The sequence below is a fragment of the Magnetospirillum sp. SS-4 genome (assembly GCF_902729425.1).
GTDB lineage: Bacteria > Pseudomonadota > Alphaproteobacteria > Rhodospirillales > Magnetospirillaceae > Phaeospirillum.
In genome coordinates this window covers 108,353-126,510 of record NZ_CACVCH010000092.1, presented here as the reverse complement: position 1 = coordinate 126,510, position 18,158 = coordinate 108,353, and the positions used below count along the sequence as shown (strand labels likewise).

At 65.5% G+C, this 18,158-nt stretch carries 16 protein-coding genes; 5 read left to right on the top strand and 11 right to left on the bottom strand.

Annotated features, from left to right (window positions below; all coding sequences use genetic code 11):
- Window positions 1–24 precede the first annotated feature (24 nt).
- The 4 genes from MTBSS4_RS16755 to MTBSS4_RS16740 are packed head-to-tail and all read left to right on the top strand — an operon-like array spanning window position 25 to window position 5,145.
- Complete coding sequence (locus MTBSS4_RS16755) at window positions 25–2,787, top strand: molybdopterin-dependent oxidoreductase (protein WP_173984543.1); 2,763 nt, start codon at window positions 25–27, stop codon at window positions 2,785–2,787.
- Window positions 2,784–3,641 carry a formate dehydrogenase accessory sulfurtransferase FdhD gene (fdhD, locus tag MTBSS4_RS16750; protein WP_173984542.1) on the top strand — a complete coding sequence of 286 codons (858 nt, stop codon included), beginning with the start codon at window positions 2,784–2,786 and terminating at the stop codon, window positions 3,639–3,641. Before MTBSS4_RS16755 ends, fdhD begins: the two co-directional genes overlap by 4 nt.
- Complete coding sequence (locus MTBSS4_RS16745) at window positions 3,638–4,291, top strand: 4Fe-4S dicluster domain-containing protein (protein ID WP_173984541.1); 654 nt, start codon at window positions 3,638–3,640, stop codon at window positions 4,289–4,291. The genes fdhD and MTBSS4_RS16745 overlap by 4 nt, the downstream gene beginning before the upstream one ends.
- Complete coding sequence (locus MTBSS4_RS16740; RefSeq protein ID WP_173984540.1) at window positions 4,288–5,145, top strand: phenylacetyl-CoA:acceptor oxidoreductase; 858 nt, start codon at window positions 4,288–4,290, stop codon at window positions 5,143–5,145. The genes MTBSS4_RS16745 and MTBSS4_RS16740 overlap by 4 nt, the downstream gene beginning before the upstream one ends.
- Here MTBSS4_RS16740 and MTBSS4_RS16735 read toward each other — a convergent pair.
- The 6 genes from MTBSS4_RS16735 to padE form a co-directional block, all read right to left on the bottom strand.
- Window positions 5,123–7,738 (bottom strand): bacteriohemerythrin, encoded by a 2,616-nt coding sequence (locus tag MTBSS4_RS16735; RefSeq protein WP_173984539.1) that lies wholly within the window; start codon window positions 7,736–7,738, stop codon window positions 5,123–5,125. The genes MTBSS4_RS16740 and MTBSS4_RS16735 overlap by 23 nt on opposite strands.
- A gap of 208 nt (window positions 7,739–7,946) precedes the next feature.
- Entirely contained in the window at window positions 7,947–9,359 is a 1,413-nt protein-coding gene (padI, locus tag MTBSS4_RS16730) for an NADH-dependent phenylglyoxylate dehydrogenase subunit beta (RefSeq protein WP_173984538.1), read from the bottom strand.
- 4 nt (window positions 9,360–9,363) lie between these two features.
- Window positions 9,364–10,614 carry an NADH-dependent phenylglyoxylate dehydrogenase subunit epsilon gene (padH, locus tag MTBSS4_RS16725; RefSeq protein WP_173984537.1) on the bottom strand — a complete coding sequence of 417 codons (1,251 nt, stop codon included), beginning with the start codon at window positions 10,612–10,614 and terminating at the stop codon, window positions 9,364–9,366.
- Between the two features lie 8 nt (window positions 10,615–10,622).
- Complete coding sequence (padG, locus tag MTBSS4_RS16720) at window positions 10,623–11,855, bottom strand: NADH-dependent phenylglyoxylate dehydrogenase subunit alpha (protein ID WP_173984536.1); 1,233 nt, start codon at window positions 11,853–11,855, stop codon at window positions 10,623–10,625.
- A 100-nt stretch (window positions 11,856–11,955) separates the two neighbouring features.
- Entirely contained in the window at window positions 11,956–12,231 is a 276-nt protein-coding gene (gene padF, locus MTBSS4_RS16715) for an NADH-dependent phenylglyoxylate dehydrogenase subunit delta (RefSeq protein WP_173984535.1), read from the bottom strand.
- Entirely contained in the window at window positions 12,228–12,800 is a 573-nt protein-coding gene (gene padE / locus MTBSS4_RS16710) for an NADH-dependent phenylglyoxylate dehydrogenase subunit gamma (RefSeq protein WP_173984534.1), read from the bottom strand. The genes padF and padE overlap by 4 nt, the downstream gene beginning before the upstream one ends.
- A 283-nt stretch (window positions 12,801–13,083) precedes the next feature.
- On the opposite strand from padE, the gene MTBSS4_RS16705 reads away from it, so the two are divergent.
- Window positions 13,084–13,257 (top strand): hypothetical protein, encoded by a 174-nt coding sequence (locus tag MTBSS4_RS16705; protein ID WP_173984533.1) that lies wholly within the window; start codon window positions 13,084–13,086, stop codon window positions 13,255–13,257.
- An 86-nt stretch (window positions 13,258–13,343) separates the two neighbouring features.
- On the opposite strand, the gene MTBSS4_RS16700 is transcribed toward MTBSS4_RS16705, so the two are convergent.
- The 5 genes from MTBSS4_RS16700 to MTBSS4_RS16680 all read right to left on the bottom strand — a co-directional run bounded on the left by MTBSS4_RS16700 (window position 13,344) and on the right by MTBSS4_RS16680 (window position 17,892).
- Window positions 13,344–14,057, bottom strand: a complete 714-nt coding sequence (locus tag MTBSS4_RS16700; protein WP_173984532.1) for an ABC transporter ATP-binding protein — start codon at window positions 14,055–14,057, stop codon at window positions 13,344–13,346.
- On the bottom strand, window positions 14,057–14,818 hold the full coding sequence (locus MTBSS4_RS16695; protein ID WP_173984531.1) for an ABC transporter ATP-binding protein: 762 nt from the start codon (window positions 14,816–14,818) through the stop codon (window positions 14,057–14,059). Before MTBSS4_RS16695 ends, MTBSS4_RS16700 begins: the two co-directional genes overlap by 1 nt.
- On the bottom strand, window positions 14,815–15,762 hold the full coding sequence (locus MTBSS4_RS16690) for a branched-chain amino acid ABC transporter permease (protein ID WP_173984530.1): 948 nt from the start codon (window positions 15,760–15,762) through the stop codon (window positions 14,815–14,817). Before MTBSS4_RS16690 ends, MTBSS4_RS16695 begins: the two co-directional genes overlap by 4 nt.
- A 5-nt stretch (window positions 15,763–15,767) precedes the next feature.
- A complete protein-coding gene (locus MTBSS4_RS16685) occupies window positions 15,768–16,643 on the bottom strand; it encodes a branched-chain amino acid ABC transporter permease (protein ID WP_173984529.1) in 876 nt (291 codons plus the stop codon).
- 91 nt (window positions 16,644–16,734) lie between these two features.
- Window positions 16,735–17,892, bottom strand: coding sequence for an ABC transporter substrate-binding protein (locus MTBSS4_RS16680; RefSeq protein WP_173984528.1), 1,158 nt, complete (start codon window positions 17,890–17,892; stop codon window positions 16,735–16,737).
- Window positions 17,893–18,158: the final 266 nt, after the last annotated feature.

The window sequence follows — 18,158 nt, the reverse complement described above, 5'->3', positions numbered from 1 at the left end:
CCGCGCCGGGAAGGAGAAAACACCATGCCCGCCAAGGCTTCCGCCAGGAAATCGATCCCGACCTATTGCTACAACTGCGTCGCCGGACCCGACTTCATGTGTGTCACGGTCGAGGATGGCGTCGCCGTCGCGGTGGAACCCAACCATGCCGGCAAGGGCATCCACCCCGCCGATGGGCGGCCTTGCGTCAAGGCCTATGGCCTGATCCAGAAGACCTACAATCCCAACCGGGTTCTGACCCCGATGAAGCGGACCAACCCAAGCAAGGGCAAGGACCAGGACCCCGGCTTCGTGCCGATCTCGTGGGACGAGGCGCTGGATCTGGTAGCGGCCAGGCTGAACGGCATCCGCGAGCGCGGCCTGCTGGACGAGCAGGGCCTGCCCCGCGTCGCCGCCACCTTCGGCCATGGCGGCACCCCGGCCAGCTACATGGGCACCCTGCCCGCCTTCCTGGCCGCCTGGGGGCCGATCGACTACAGCCTGGGCTCGGGCCAGGGAGTGAAGTGCACCCACTCCGAGCACCTCTACGGCGAGTTCTGGCACCGCGCCTTCACCGTCTGCGCCGACACCACCAACACCCGCTACATCGTCTCGTTCGGCGCCAATGTCGAGGTGACCGGTGGCGTCTGCGCCGTGCGCCGCCATGCCGACGCCCGCATCCGGGGCGTCAAGCGCGTCCATGTCGAGCCGCATCTGTCGGTGACCGCCGGCTGCTCGGCGGAATGGGTTCCCATCAAGCCCAAGACCGATCCCGCCTTCATGTTCGGCATGCTGCACGTCCTGCTGTCCGAGGTGCCGCTGGACCGGCTCGACGTGCCCTTCCTGCGCGACCGCACCGCCGCCCCCTATCTGGTGGCGCCCAACGGCTATTACCTGCGCGATCCCGAGACCGCCAAGCCGCTGATGTGGGATACCCTCACCGGCGCCGCCGTGCCGTTCGATCATCCCGGCGCGGTGCCGGCGCTGGACGGGACCTACACCGTCGCCGCCGCGATCACCCACGGCCCCGACGGCGAGGTCGAACGCTTCGAATCGGTTGCCGCCCATCCCTCGTTCGCCGCCATGGTCGAGGCCATGCGCCCCTACACCCCGGAATGGGCCGCCGCCGTCTGCGACGTGCCGGCCGCCACCATCCGCCGGGTGGCGCTGGAATACCTGGACAACGCCTGCGTCGGCGAGACCGTCGAGATCGACGGCCAGATCCTGCCGTTCCGCCCGGTGGCGGTGACGCTGGGCAAGACCGTCAACAACGGCTGGGGCGCCTTCGAATGCTGCTGGGGCCGTACCGTGCTGGCCACCATCGTCGGCGCGCTGGAGGTTCCGGGCGGTACGCTGGGCACCACGGTTCGCATCAACCGTCCGCACGACAACCGTCTGGCCACGGTGAAGCCCGGCGAGGACGGCTTCATGACCTGCAATTTCAATCCGACCACCCCCGACAAATGGATCGGAAAGCCGACCGGGCGCAACGCGCACCGCACCTTGGTGCCGCATGTGGGCAACGGGCCGTGGAGCCAGGCGCTGGGGCCGACCCATCTCGCCTGGATGTTCATGCGCGAATCGCCCGAGAACTGGCCGAAGCCGACCATGCCGGAAGTGTGGTTCGCCTACCGCACCAACCCGGCGATCTCGTTCTGGGAGATCGAGCGGCTGGCCGAGACCATCTCGCAGATGCCCTACATCGTGGCCTTCGCCTACACCATGGACGAAACCAACCACATGGCCGACATCCTGCTGCCCGAGGCCACCGACCTGGAGGGCACCCAGTTGATCCGGGTCGGCGGCACCAAGTTCGTCGAGCAGCACTGGGACCACCGCGGCGTGGTGCTGCGCCAGCCGGTGACCGAGCCCCAGGGCGAGGCCCGCGACTTCACCTGGATCGCCACCGAACTGTCGCGCCGCGTCGGGTTGCTGCCGGAATACGTGGAGCGCATCAATCGCGGCGCCGCCCTGGTGCCGCTCAAAGGTGAGGGCTACGACTTCAGCCTGCCCACCGACCGGTTTCCCGAGACCGATTCCATCTGGGACGCCGCCTGCAAGGCCGCCACCTTCGAGATGACCGGCGGCAAGGAGGTCAAGGATCTGGAATGGATGAAGGCCAACGGCTTCTTCGTCGTGCCCTTCGCCCGCGCCGACTGGTACCTCTACCCCACCATGGTGGAACAGGGCCTGCGCTTCGAGCTGCCCTATCAGGAACGCCTGCTGAAGATCGGCGAGGAGTTGAAGCGCCGCCTGCACAGCCAGGGCATCCACTGGTGGGACACCCAGTTGACCGAATACCGCGCTCTGCCCCACTGGGACGACGTGCCCGGACACTGGGTCGACGCGCTGCGCAACGCCGGCGAGGACCCCGGCGAGTATCCCTATTGGGGCATCACCACCAAGAGCATGCAGTACTCCACCGGCAGCAATTCCGGCATCCCGCTGATGAACGAGGTGGCGTCCAACATGCGCGGCCATGGCCGGATCATCATCAATGCCGGGACGGCCAAGCGGCTCGGCATCAATGACGGCGGCTGGGTCGAGGTGGCCTCGCCGGTGGGCGCGACCCGGGGCAAGGCCGCCGTGGTCCAGGGCTGCCGCCCCGACACCATCGTCATTCCCGGACAGTTCCAGCACTGGAAGACGCCCTATGCCAAGGACCTCGGCTATCCGTCGCTGAACGCGGTCTCGTCCATGTCGGGCATGGCCCTGGAACTGACCGACGCCACCGGATCGGGCGCCGACGTGGTGCGGGTGCGACTGCGCCCGGTGGATGGCCCGTTGAACGAGGAGCAGGCATCATGACCGTCATGTCCGCATCCCCCGCCGCCACCGGCCATCCTTCCATGGAGGCGGTCGCCGTCGACCGCTGGCGGGACGGCAGGACCGAAACCGCCATGGACATGGCCGCCGCCGAGGTTCCCGTCAGCCTGGAATACAACGGAATCTCCCACGCGGTGATGCTGGCCTCTCCGTCCGACCTTGAGGATTTCGCCATCGGCTTCAGCCTGACCGAAGGGATCGTCGACCATCCCGGCGATATCCTGGACCTGGAGGTGGACGAGCGGTGCGAGGGCTTCGCCGTGCGCCTGACCATCGCCTCCGCCCGCTTCCACCGCCTGAAGCAACACCGCCGCACCCTGGCCGGACGCACCGGCTGCGGGCTCTGCGGCGCCGAAAGCCTGTCGCAGGTGTTTCGCGACATCGCCCCCGTCGCGGCCACGGCCAGGATGAAGCCATCGGCCCTGCAAGGCGCTTTCATGGACCTGGCCGCCAACCAGCCTCTCCAGCGCCTGACGGGGGCCACCCATGCCGCCGCCTGGGCCGAGCCGGACGGAACAGTGGTCCTGATCCGCGAGGATGTCGGCCGCCACAACGCGCTGGACAAGCTGGTCGGCGCCATGGCCCTGGCCGGCATCGACGCCGCCGCCGGCGCCGCCATGGTCACCAGCCGGGCCAGCTACGAGATGGTGCAGAAGGCCGCCGCCACCGGCATCGGCATCCTGGCCGCCATCAGCGCTCCCACCGTCCTGGCCATCCGCATGGCCGAGGCACTGAACCTGACCCTGGTTGGCTTCGCCCGGCGCGACCATCACGTCCTTTACGCCGGCCGCCAGCGCATCGGCGAATCCGATCCGTCCGAGGGAGTTGCCCCATGACCCGTTACGTCATGATCGCCGACCTGCGCCGCTGCGTCGGCTGCCAGACCTGCACAGCGTCGTGCAAGGAAACCAACGGCACGCCGCCCGGCGTGCAATGGCGCCGCGTCCTCGACCTTGAGGCCGGCGAATACCCCGACGTCAGCCGGGTGTTCGTGCCCACCGGCTGCCAGCATTGCGACGATCCGCCGTGCATGGAGGTCTGCCCGTCGACCGCCACCGGGAAACGCAAGGACGGAATCGTCACCATCGATTACGACATCTGCATCGGTTGCGGCTACTGCGCCATATCGTGCCCTTACGAGGCCCGCTACAAGGTCGATCATGCCGACTTCGCCTATGGCGGGACCGCCATGGCGTCGGAGCAGGCCCGCTTCGACCCGGCCAAGATCGGCGTCGCCACCAAGTGCACCTTCTGCGTCGACCGCATCGATGCCGGCATCAAGGCCGGCAAGGTGCCGGGCCGCGATCCCGAGGCCACGCCGGCCTGCGTCAATTCCTGCATCTCCGGCGCGCTGCGCTTCGGCGACATCGAAGCTCCCGACAGCGAGATCAAGCGCCTGATCGCCGACAACCAGTGGTTCCGCATGCACGAGGACGAGGGAACCGGGCCGGGCTTCTACTACATCTGGGACAGGGGAACGCTATGAGGCAGATCGCGACGGCCAGGCGGCAGGGATTCTGGGACCTGCGGGCGGCGGGCAATTTCATCGGTGGTGGAACGGGAACCGGACTGCTGATGGTCTCGGCGGCGGCGGCCCTGGCGGGACACGACGCAACCATCCCCCTGGCGGCGGGCCTCTGCTTCGTCATGGCCGGTCTGTCGCTGGTGTGGCTGGAGATCGGCAAGCCGTGGCGGGCGCTGAACGTGTTCTTCCACCCCCAGACCTCGTGGATGACCCGCGAAGGCATCATCGCCGGACCGCTGGCCGCCGCCACCGCCGGCTATGTCGTGCTGCGCCTGCCGCTGCTGCTGCCGGCGATCATGATCCTGGCGGCGGGATTCCTGTATTGCCAGGCCCGCATCCTCAAGGCGTCGCGGGGCATTCCGGCATGGAAGCAGCCCGAGATCGTGCCGCTGATCATCGTCACCGGACTGGCCGAGGGAACCGGGCTGTTCCTGCTGGCGGGAACGGCTTTTGCCCCGTGGGCCGCCCTGGCCCTGGCGGCCGGGCTGGCCCGCGAGGGAGTCTGGTGGACCTATCGCCGGGGCTTGCTGGCCGCCAAGGCGCCGGCCGGCACCCTGCAAGCCCTGGACTCGCCCTCGGCCCGCGCCTTGCGGATGGCGCAACTGGCGGCCTTGCCGCTGCTGGCTGCGGCGCTGTTCGGGGTCACTCCGGCCGCCGCCCTGGGCGGCCTGCTGGCGGCGGCGTCGGGCTGGGGCATCAAGGCCGTGCTGGTGACCAGGGCCGCGTTCACCCGCGGACCGCTCATCACCCACACCCCGGTGCGCGGCCGAGGCATCAGCCGCGACGTCGAGGTCAGTACACACCCTTCGAATTAAGGAAGAGCGCGGCGCGGTGATCGTCGGACAGGGTATGTCCGACGATCCATTCCTGAAGGAAGGTCAACAACTCCGCCTCGTTGCAGCCCCGCCCGCCGGCGACCGAGGACTGCAATTCGGTCAGTTGCTCCAGCAGCCGGGCATGGCGGGCGAGATGGGCCTTCAGATCCGGATACTTGTAGCGGATCAGCAGCCCCTCCTCCTCGCCGAAGTGGAAGCGGGCGTATTCGCGCAGCAGCCCCATGGTCTCCGACACCTCGGCCATGGAATTGCCGCGGTCGAGTTGATCCAGCACCGAATTGGCGATCTCGAACAGGCGGCGATGGTGGCTGTCGATGCGCTGCACGCCAACGGAATATTCGTCATGCCAGCGGATCAGGACACGGGCGTGCTCGCCGGCCTCGACCATGGCGCGGGTCCGCTTGGTGCCGGCCTCGAACAGCTTCCAGCGTACCGACGGGATGTCGCCCAGCGTCTCGGCCGGCACCAGGAACACCTCGCAATCCTCCAGAGCGCGGACCCGCATCAGGCTGGGAGTGTTGAAGATGGCCACGTCCTCGCCGAAGAAGTCGCCGATCTTCAGGGTCTCGAACAGGTGATCGCCCAGGAAGCGGCCGGCGCTGCCGGTCTTGATCATGCCGACCACGTCGTGGCCAAGCTCGATCAGGGTATCGGCGGCGAAGACGCGGCTGGTCATGCTCTGGGCGATGCGGTTCAGCGACTTGGACGACACCACCTCGCCGAACAGGCTGGTGCGCAGCAGGAACTCGCGATGCTCCAAAAGACGCGAGACCGTGGGGAACACGTCGTTGTGCCGCACGAACTGGGCATAAAGCGAACAGGGAATCGCCAGGGCCTGCACGAAGCTGGCGGCGCGGTAGGTCTCGGACGCGGAAACGCTGAACAGCCCCGACAATTCGCCGATCATGGCGCCGGCCGACAGGACCGAGCGCATCTCGACCTCGATGGGGATCATCTCGACGCTGCCCGACAGCAGCAGATAGATCTGGTCGTTGACCACCCGCTCCTTCACCAAGATGGTGCCGGGATTGAAGGTCACCACCGGATTGTTGAGCAGCAACCGGAGCTGGTGGCGCGGAATGTCGGGGAAATAGGAATCCAGCGCCTCGTAGGCATAGGGCCAGATGAAGTCGTGATTGGAGGGGATCAGGACGTCCACCGTGCCGAACGATGCCGACGAACCGATCGCCTTCTGGGCGCGGGTGTTCCTGAGCGAGGTATGGGCCAGGATGATCTTGCCCGAATGATCGTTGCGGAAATCATAGGCGTCGCCATGGATCATGCCGCCGCCGACGTCGATCTTCTTGACGTCGGCCGGCATCAGGTAATCGACCGCGACCTTGTCGTACAGGGCCTTGGTGATGCCCGGCTGGTCCGGATCGTCGGTGACGAAGCCCTGAAGCACCGACAACCGGCAGATATCGGCAAGATGGGAATAGGTTCGGTAGCTTCCATCCCACATGGCGCGGAAATGCATGATGGTGGTCTCGACCGGATGGGGCGAGAACACCGGCTTCACCTCCAGGCCGTCGATCTGGTTCCACTCGTTCTCCAACAGGGGGTGGACGTCGAAGTAATCGGAAAACGCCTCTTCCTCGATGGACAGCAGGGCGGCGACCTTCTTGGCCACCGAGGCCCGCACCAGCGGCGTCGCGTAGTACTTCAGCTTGTGATCCGAGCGGATCAGGGTGGTGAGACCGGCGAAATGATCGTCGTGGGAATGGGTGTGGAAGATGCCCTCGATCTCGTTGACGCCGATTCCCAGGGCATTCAGCGAATAAAGGACATTGGGGCCGGCGTCGACCAGATAGACCTTGCCCTGGAACATGACGATGGAGGCCATGCTGGGGCGGTTGATGTCCCAGCCGTCGCCCTCGCCGCAATGGATCACCGCGAAATATTCGCGGCGCAGCCGGTAGAACCCCAACGGATACGGAGATTCATAGGCCTCGTAGGCCGGCAGGTTCAGGTCGACCACGGCGGTTTCACCCTGGTACGAGAACTCGAACACGTTGAACAGCATACGCCGCACGAATACGCCGTTCCGGATTTCCACCGGATCGGTGTCCACCGCCAGGGTGTCGAGCAGTTCACCCGGATGGCGGATGGTGCCGAAGGCGAATTTCAGCTTCATGCGCATCATCTCGCGCGCCCGCCCGGGCGTCTCGCCGGCCTCGACGATCTCCTCCTCGGTGACCAGTCCATAATTGCCGCGATAGATGTACTGCATCTGGGCCTGGACCTGATCGGCGCTGCCGATCAGCAACGGCTTCACCCCGGTGTTACCGGGATGGCCGGGCACGATCATACCCTGGCGATACAGCATCTGGAGGACGGGAAACTCGGCCAGATTGGAGAAATTCCCGTTCTGGACCATGGCGTCCGACAGCAAGATGGCGTTGGGGCCGGTCTCGAAGGCGACGCCGTTGCTTTCGGTCGAGACGATCAGCCCGCGCTTCATCAGGTGCTTGACCGTGTCGGCCGGGCATCCGCACAGCACGCAAAGGCCGGCTTCGGGCACTTCTATCCACCAGACCCCGGTGGTGACCTCGATCTTGCGCAGCAGCGGCATTCAGCCTCCCCACCCCGGAACGTTCCAATCGAATGCTTCAAATCGACGACCGAGGGATTCCCGCCCACCCGGACTCCATGATCATGCATATATAGCATGCGCGAGTCCGCGAACCAGCCCCTCCTGTGGATCAAAAAGTAAGGGAATGGTTCGCGGTGTGTCGCAAAGGAGCCGCCACGGGAAAATCCCGCAGAGCAAGGGAAGGCCGCTAATTGCGGGAAATCTCGCGCCGCAGGGAGGTCTGGGAAGTTTCACCCCCGGCCGGAGTGGAGGATCCGGCCGGGGGCCTGTGCGCCGCCGGCGGTGGCGGAGAGTCCGCCGCCATCACCTTCAGCAACGCAACCTGCTCGTCCACCTTGGCCTGAATGTGGTCGAGCTGGTCCTGGGAGAGATGCCTGTACTTGCCGATCATCTTGACATAGGCGCTGACCGGCAGGGCGTTGTCGGGCGAACGGGTGAAGCGGATGCCGGTCTTGGGGGTGTATTCCCACAGGGTGACGAAATTGCTCTCGACGCTCATGCGGCAGGCTTCGATCACCTTGGACGACGGCACGCGCCAGCCGGTCGGACAGGGCGAATAGATGTGCAGATAGGCGAACCCCTCGAACGACGCCTCGACCGCCCGGTCCAGCTTCTCGTACAGATCCTCCATGTAGCCGGTGGACGCGGTGGCGACGTAGCGGCATTTGTGCGCCGCCATGATCATCGGCAGGTTCTTGGCGTCCTGGGTCTTGCCCTTCATGTGCTCGCCCACCGGAGTGGTCGAGGTCCACGAGCCGTAGGGCGTGGTGCCGGACCGCTGCATGCCGGTATTCATGTAGCCTTCGTTGTCGACACAGATATAGAGGATCTTATCACCGCGCTCGGCGGCGCCGGAAACGGCGTGGAAGCCGCAATCGGCGGTGCCGCCGTCGCCGGCCAGCGCCATCACCACGATGTCCTTGCGCCCGATGCGGTCGTAATGGCGGCGGATGCCGGCCAGCATCGAGGCGGTGTTGGTCAGCAGCGGATGGAACACCGGCACCTTGGTGCCGGTCTTGCCGTTATAGCCCACCGAGCCCATGCCGGGAATGCAGCCGGGCGGCGTCGCCAGCACCGAGTTGCGGCCGATCTTGCGCATGGTATGGCGCATGATCAGCTCGGAATTACAGCCCAGGCAGCCGGACAGGCCCGGAACGAACAGGTCTTCCTTACCGCCGTATTCGTTGTAGATGCTGCCGGCCTTGCGGTATTCCAGCGCCCCGGTGGGGCAGGACTTGACGCAGGCGGGATCGCCGTCGCACATGTCGCACTTGGCGACGCGCGAGATGCCGGGGTCCACCGCGATGCCGCCATAGGCGCAGCCGGCGGTGCACAGCAGGCAGTCGATGCACTTGTCCGCATCCCAGCCGATCACACCCGAGCCGCCATCCTTGGCCAGGGCGCCCGACGGGCAGACCATGGCGCATTTGGGATCGCCGCACTGGCGGCAGATGGCCAGTTCGAACACCTTTTCGCTGGCGCCCGGAACGATGGACAGGCGGCTGGCGCCCTTCTTGGCCGAGGAACAGGCCGTCATGCAGTCGCCGCAGCCGTCGCACAGGCTGCCCTTGAAGGCGATGGTATCGAATGCCGCGCCCATGGGCTTACCTCCACTGCTCGCTCATCAGCCGGCGGCCGGTTTCCACCGGACGGGCGATGAACGCATCCTTGACTGCCGTCAGATCGACCTTGCGGCGGATCAGCTCTCCCATGATGCCGACGTCGAACGGCTCGTCGACGCTGGCATAGCCCACCAGCCGGTTGTCGGACAGCACCACCCGGCGATAACCGCCATCGTCATGTTCCGAGACTTCGACATCGCCGCTGGCCGCCGCCTGGCCGATGGACAGCGCCACCCGGCCGAAGAAGCGATAGGTGTTGACCGGAATGCCGCCGGGATAGGCCTTGACGTAAGGGTCGTCGGCCATGCCCTGCCCCGCGATGCGGCCCTGCTCCACCGCAGTCGGGATGATTCCGATCAGGGCGGGCTGGCCGGTGTGGAAGTCGACCGCCTGGGCGACGTCGCCGGCGGCCCAGACACCCTCGACATTGGTGCGCATGGCCTCGTCCACCAGCACGCCCTTGTCCACCGCGATTCCCGACCCATTCAGCCAGTCGGTGACCGGGCGGACGCCGGTGGCGACCAGCAGCAGATCGGCCTGGAGCACCTTGCCGTCTTCCAGGTGGACGGCGCAGGAATGGCCGCCGTCGCGGGGTTCCACCGCCACCACCTTGTGATTGAGGTAGAGCTTGACGCCATGGCCGGTGAAGGCCGCCTCGATCCGCTCGGAGGCCTTGGCGTCGAAATAGCCGGGCAGGACATGGCCCTGCATCTCCACCACCGACACCTTGAGGCCGGCCTCGGCCATGTTCTCGGCGGCGTGCAGCCCGACCAGGCCGGCGCCCAGCACCACGGCGTGACGCGAACTGCCCATGGCCGAGCGCAGTCCGGTGGCGTCCTCCAGCGAGCGCAGCACATGGAAGCGCACGTCGTCGATGCCCTTGACCGGCGGAATGGCGGGGGCCGCGCCGGTGGCGATCAACAGGCGCTCGTATCGCCAGGACTCGCCGTTCTCCAGCCTGACCGTCCGGGCCTTGGCATCCAGGGATTGCGCCACGGCTTCGGGAACGAAGGCGCAGTTGTTGGCCTCGAAGAAGGCCTCGTCACGCAACATGACCGCCGCCGGCTTGGACCGCCCCGACACCACATAGGGCAGGATGGTCGGCGAATAGGGCCGATAGACGTCGCGGGTGAGCATGGCCATGGACCCGTCCGGGTCGAAATGGCGGATGGACCGCAGGGCTTCCAGCGCCGCATGGCTGGAACCGACGAGAAGGTATTTGGCCTCGGGCATGGGGGACCTCAATCGTTCTCGTTCAGCCAGACCGGCAGGGAAGACGCTTCGCCCGCCGCCAGCCGGTTGACCCGGTCGACGACACGGGCGAAATGCTCGACGGTGATGTCGGCGCCGGCCAGACCACCGATGAAGCTCATGGCGGGAATGCGGACCGGCAGGTGATAAAGCGCCGCCAGCACTTCCTGGAACACCGGACCGGAATTCCAGCCGAAATTGACGGCGCGGTCGACCACGCCGACGGCCTTGACCCTGGACAGCGCCTTGGCGATCCGATGGATCGGAAACGGCCGGAACGTCTTGATCTTGACGATGCCGACCTTGCGACCGTCGAGACGGGCCTCGTCCACCGCGTCCTTGGCGGCGCCGGTCATGGAGCCGATGGTGACCAGCGCCACCTCGGCGTCGTCCATGCGGTATTCCTCGATCAGCGGCGACCAGAAGCGGCCGGTGCGCCGCCCCCAGTCGGCATGGGCCTCCTCGATCACCGTCAACGCCGACTGCATGCCCGAACACAGGCCCTTGCGGTAGCGGACGAAGGTGGCGGGACCGGCGCCGCCGGCACCGCCGGTCAACGGGTCGACCGCCATGGGGCGCTCGGGATCGAGACAGGCATGCCAGTTGACCTGCTTCTCGCCCAGGAAGGAATCCACCAGTTCCTGTTCCGGCAGTTCCACCCGCGCCACGCCGTAGGACAGGTAATTGCCGTCGTGGTTGACGTTGACCGGCAACATGACGTCGGGATGCTCGGCCACCTTGTAGGCGATGGGGATGGTGTCGAGGATTTCCTGCTGGGTCTCGCAGTACATGTGGATCCAGCCGACTTCCTTGACGGTCATGGCGTCCTGCTGGCCGCCCCACACGCAGGTGGGCGACACGGCGTCGCGGGTGACCAGCGACACCACCATGGGCAGGCGCAGGCCCGGCGTGCGGAAATAGGGCTCGAACATGAAGGCCAGCCCCTGGGCCGAGGTGGCGGAATAGGTCCGCGCCCCGGCCAGACAGGCGCCATGCAGGACTGAAAGGACCGTATGCTCGCCTTCGACGTCCATCAGTTCGGCGTCCATCTTGCCTTCGGCGATGAACTTGGCCAGATACTCCACCAGCGAACTTTGCGGCGTGATGGGATAGACCGCCACCATGTCGGGACGCGACAGGCAGGCGCCCCAGGCGGCGGCCTCGTTGCCGTCGCAGACGATGACCTTGCCGCCCTTGGACTTGCTCTCCTTGACGTCGCTCATCGCTTCAGCCCCTCAATCGCCGGGCGCCCACATCCGTGGGCTTGGCTTTCGCGCCATGTGGCGCGCGCCCTCAACGGGCTAGTCGCTACACTCCGGCCGCTCATCGCAGCCCCTCCGACTCGTCGATCATGCTGATGGCCCGGTGCGGGCACTCCTCGGCGCAGATGCCGCAGCCCTTGCAGGTGTCGTAGTTGAAGTCGAACCATGCCGGCCGCTCCACCACGCACTGCACCGGGCAATACAGCCAGCAGGTGGCGCACTTGACGCAGCGGTCGCGGTCGACCACCGGGCGCAGCGCCCGCCAGTCGCCGGTCAGCATGGTGGTGTATTCCACCGCGATCGGACACATGTTGTCGGGAACGTTGCGCATGGTCATGCCGCTTTTTCCTTGCCCAGATTGACCACGGTGGTTTCGGCATAACCGCGCCGCACCGCCTCGATATTCTGGCGCAGACCGGCATCGCGGAAATCGGTTTCCTCCAGCGCCGTCTCCAGCGCCGCCACCGACACCAGGCCGGTGGCCTTGGCGAAGGCGCCCAGCATGATGGTGTTGGTGATCTGGCGCTTGAAGATGTCCATGGCGATATGGGTGGCGTCGCACACCGCCACCCGCCCCAGATGGGACGGCAATTCGAGCTCGCCCGGCTGGCGGTTGGTGGCCAGGATATAGGTCCCGTTCGCCGGCATGCCGGCGAACACGTCGACCGCGCGGGCGACGGTGGGGTCGATCACCACCACGATGTCGGGAGAATAGATGTTGGTGATCCGGCGGATCACCTGATCGGACATGCGCAGGAAGGCCACGACGGGCGCCCCCCGGCGTTCGAAGCCAAAGGCCGGAATAGCCATGACATGCTGGCCTTCCTCGACCAAAGCGGCGGCGAGAATGGCCGATGCCAGAACGGCACCCTGCCCTCCGCGTCCATGGAGGCGCACCTCATGCATGCCTTCCGTCCCTCCCTGCTGCCGACGTCCTTGAATATGGACGAGCGATCAATTCGGCATCAAAATACCAAATTACACATTTGGAAGTCAAAGCCATTTTTTTGTATCACATTCCCGAGAGCTTCAGTGGGACATGCCGGTCCGGCCTGACTTTCAGGCCCCCTCCGCACCGCACCATCACTGGTTATATGGAATTGCTTCAGAAAACACTGGATTTGCGATATCAAATATGCGAACTACCACGTAAGGATATGTTTCGAAACTTTAGGATAGGGAGTTGATTATGGCGGCATGCTCTCCGATCAGTGACGATCCGTCGACGGGCGAAACCCGGCGCAGGCTGTTGCTCTCGGCCGTCTTCCTCGGCGCGGTTGCCGTGGCGGTGGCATTCTCGCCCAATTTCGGCTTCGTCGATCTGACGGTCCAGGACGGCCGCATCGCCAGCGCCCAGCCCTGAACACCAAATATTTGCCCAAAACAAAACGGGCGGTCCGCATGTGGCGGACCGCCCGTTTCCGTTAACCGTGCCGCTCCCGCCCGACCTCACAGTCCGAGATAGGCTTCCTTGACCTTCTCGTTGGCGAGCAGGGCCTGCCCCTGGTCGGTCAGGACGACCGAGCCGGTTTCCAGGACATAGCCGCGGTCGGCGATGGCCAGGGCGGCGTTGGCGTTCTGCTCCACCAGGAAGATGGTGGTGCCGGCTTCCTTCAAGGTGACGATGGTGCGAAAGATTTCCGCGACCAGCAGCGGCGCCAAGCCCATGCTGGGTTCGTCGAGCAGCAGCACCCGGGGCCGGGCCATCAGGGCGCGGCCGATGGCCAGCATCTGCTGCTGGCCGCCCGAGAGCGTGCCGGCCGGCAGGTCCCGCTTCTTGTGCAGGATCGGAAACATCTCGTAGATGCGGTCCATGTCGGCCTTGATGGCGGCGGCGCCGCTGCGGCGATAGGCCCCCAGGCGGAGGTTGTCTTCCACCGACATCGGGCCGAACACCTGACGGCCTTCCGGCGACTGGCTGATGCCCAGCGCCACCCGGCCTTCCGGCGACATGCGGGTGATGTCCTCGCCGGCGAACTTGACGGAGCCGCTGGTCACCGGCTGGACGCCGGAAATGCAGCGCAAAAGCGTGGTCTTGCCGGCGCCGTTGGCGCCCACCAGGGCCACCAGTTCACCTTCCTGGACGGTGACGTCGATGCCCTTGACGGCCTGGATGCGGCCGTAATGGCTGGTCAGGCCGGAAATTTCGAGAAGCGTCGCCATTACGCATGTGCTCCCAGATAGGCTTTGATCACATCCGGATTGGCGCGCACCTCGGCCGGCGTGCCCTCGGCCAGCTTGCGGCCGTAATCCAGCGCCGTGATGTGATCGGAGATTCCCATCACCATCTTCATGTCGTGCTCCACCAGCACCACGGTGATGCCCGAGGCGGCGACCCGCTTGATCACCTCGTCGATCTCGCGCGATTCGGTGGCGTTCAGGCCGGCCGCCGGTTCGTCCAGCAGCAGGATCTTCGGCTTGGCCGCCAGCGCCCGGGCGACTTCCAGGCGCTTCAACGCGCCATAGGGCATGGACGCGGCGTCGGCATCGAGATACTTGCCCAGGCCGACGAATTCCATCAGCTCGACGCAGGTCTCGACGCAGGCCCGATCCCCCTTGACCACGCCCGGCAGGCGCAGGAACGACGGCAGGAACGACCGGTTGAGCTGGAGGTGGTTGCCGACCATCACGTTCTCGATCGCCTTCATGTTGAAGAAGATCTGAAGGTTCTGGAAGGTCCGGCTCATCCCCATGGCGGCCAGCTCGTAGGGCTTCATGCCCGAGACCATGCGGTCCTGGAACAGCACCCGGCCGGCGCTTGGGGTGTAGACGCCGGTGATCAGGTTGAACAACGTCGTCTTGCCGGCGCCGTTGGGGCCGATGATGGAGTGGATGTGGCCCGGCTCCACCGTGAAGGTCAGGTCCTCGACGGCGTGGACGCCGCCGAATTCCTTGGACAGGCTCTCGACCTGAAGCAGGCTCATCGTCCGGCCTCCCGACGCTTGAGGGACGCAAGGATGCTGGGCAGAAGCCCCTTGGGCATGAAGATCATGGTGCCCATCATGATGCCGCCCAGGATCATCGCCTCGTACTGCTCGACCGCCGCCAGCACCTGCGGCAGCAGGGTCAGGATCACCGCCCCGATCACCGATCCGAACACCGACGCCATGCCGCCCAGCACCACCATGGTCACCAGATGGACAGACCCGAAGAAGCTGCCGATATCCGGCGTGATGAAGCCGTTCTTGTGGGCGAACAGCGATCCCACCAGCGAGGCGAACACCGCCGAGACCACGAACACCAGCACCTTGTAGCTGGAGGTGTCGACGCCCACCACCTCGGCGCCGACCTCGGAGCCGTGCACCGCGCGCAGCGCCCGGCCCACCGGGCTGTCGATCAGGTTGAGCGCCAGCCACGCCGACAGGATCAGCAGCACGCCGGCCACCCAGTACCACATCTTGTCGCCCATGATGGTGAAGCCCAGCATGGAGAAGTTGTCCAGGCTCATGCCGTCGGGACCGCCGGTGATCTTGGATTCGGTCTTCAGCACGATGTGGATGATGATGCCGATGCCCAGCGTCGCCATGGCCAAGTAATGGCCCTTCAGCTTCAGGATCGGCCGGCCGACCACGAAGGCGATCAGCCCGACCACGGTGGCCGAGATCAGCATCGCCGCGATCGGCGGCACGCCGTAGGCGGTGGTCATGATCGCCGAGCCGTAGGCCCCGAGCGCCAGGAAGCCGGCATGACCCAGCGAGATCTGGCCGGCATAGCCGATCAGCAGGTTGAGCCCGATGCAGAGGATGGCGTTGAACATCGCATTGACGGCGACGTCGTAGAAGTAGGTGTTGGTGAAGCCGATCGGCGCAACGGTGATGATCACCGCCAGCAACGCCAGCCCTCCGGTTCGTGGGGTCATCATGTTCATGGCGGTTACACCCGGTCCGTGCCGCGCTTGCCAAACAGGCCGTTAGGCATGAAGAACAGCACGAAGAGAATGATGATGAAGGCGATGGCGTCCTTGTAGGCCGAGGACAGGTAGCCCGACGCCAGCGCCTCGACGATGCCGACGATCAAGCCGCCGACGATGGCGCCGGTGCCGTTGCCCAGGCCGCCCAGGACGGCGGCGCTGAAGCCTTTCAGGCCCAGCATGATGCCGGCTTCATAATTGGTGAAGGTGATCGGGGTGACCACCACGCCGCCCACCGCGCCCAGCAGGGCCGAGAGCGCGAAGCTGGCCAGCAGCACCTTCTTGACGCCGACGCCCACCAGCTGGGCGGCGAGACGGTTGTGCGAGGTCGCCAGCATCGCCTTGCCGAACATGGTGCGGTTGAAGAACCACCACAGCGCCACGATCACCACGCCGGCGACGCCGACCACCCACAGGCTCTGTGGCATCAAGGTGGCGCCCAGCACGGCGATGGGATTCTCGCCCGAGAAGGCGGGCAGCGAGTGGAATTCCTTGTCCCAGATGATCTGGGCGGCGCCGCGCAGGAAGATCGAGGCGCCGATGGTGATGATGATGATGGTCACCACGTCGGCATTGCGCGCCGGCTCGATGGCGAACTTCTCGAGAATGACGCCCACCGCCATGGCGATCAGCAACGCCAGGACGATGGCCAGCGGCATCGGCACGCCGGCGGCGACCATGGTGGCGGAGGCCATGCCGCCGATCATGATGAATTCGCCCTGGGCGAAGTTGATCACATGGCTGGCGTTGTAGATGATGGCGAAGCCCAACCCGGCCAGCGCGTAGATCGCGCCCGAGGTCAGCCCCGAGAACAGATATTGAAGCAGTGCGGCAGACATGGTTCCCCCGGTCCTTCGGTTAAATGGACCGGCGGTCCGCACTCAAGCCCCAGCAAAGGGGAGGGGCGCGGACCGCCGGCTACCGTGCGGATCAGTCCTTCATCAGCATCCAGTCGCCGTTCTTGATTTCCACCATGTGGAAAGCCGACAGCGACAGGCCCATGTGGTCGGTCGGAGACATGGAGACCAGGCCGCCGGTGCCGACATAGCCCGAGGTCTTCTCGATCTCGTCCCTGACCTTGGCCTTGTCGGTCGAGCCGGCGCGCAGGATGGCGGCAAGCGCGATCTGGAGGCCATCGTAGGCATGGCCGGCGAAGGTGGAGACGTCGGACTTGAACGCCTCCTCGTATTCCTTCTTGAAGGCGGTCACGACCGGCTTCTGGGGATCGGTGGCGGCAAGCTGGCCGGGGACCACCAAGCCGGCGGCGGGCAGACGCACGCCCTCGGCGGCGGGGCCGGCAAGCTTGATGAAGTCCTTGGAGGCGACGCCATGCGACTGGTACAGCGGGACGGCAATACCGAGCTGCTTGAAGTTCTTGGTGACGATGGCCGGACCCTGGCCGAAGCCGAAATTGAACACGGCCTGCACGCCGGGTGCGTTCTTGATCTTGGTCAATTGGGCGGTGACGTCGGGATCCTTGGGCGAGTAGACCTCGTCGGCGACGATCTCGATGCCGTAATTCTTGACCACCAGCAGCGACTGGTCACGGCCCGACTTTCCGAAGCCGGCATCTTCCGAGATCATGCCGATCTTGGTGATGCCGCGCTTTTGCATGTCGGCGAACACCTTCTCGGCCGCCATGCGGTCGGTATGGGGAGTCTTGAACACCCACTTCTTCACCGGCTCGACGATGACGACGGCACCGGCCAGCGAAATGAACGGCACACCGGCGCGCTCGATCAGCGGAACGGCCGCCATGGTGGTCGCCGTGGTGGAGCCGCCGATGATCAGGTCGACCTTGTCGCTTTCGATCAGGCGCTTGGCGAAGGTGGAGGCCTTGTCGCCGGCGCCGCCGTCGTCATAGACCACCAGCTCGATCTTGCGACCCTGGACGCCGCCGTCCTTGTTCAGCTTGTGGACATACATTTCCAGAGTCTTCTTCTCGGGCTCGCCGAGGAACGACGCCGGTCCGGTCGCCGACAGGAACGCGCCGATCTTGATCGGATCGGCGGCATTGGCGGTACCGGCAACGGCGCAGAAACCGGCCGCGACGACAGCCGTCGCGCCCCACTTGAAGAGCTTTTGCATCCTTATTTCCTCCCAGAAGCAGCTCACGGCTTATATCGCCGCGTAGCCAATCTAAGGGGGTATTTAACCCGAGAGCAACCCGTTCCGCCACAAAAAAATACGCAATTGCGTACCGATTTGCTGATTGCGGACGATCCCCCGGCGATTACCCCATCCTTGCGTATGGTTACGGAGAATCGTTACGCAAACAACTTGAAACTAAACGTGACCGATTGTAACGTCAAAAAGGGAGAAGCTGTCCTTTGGGGAAAGGCGGCACCGGGAGA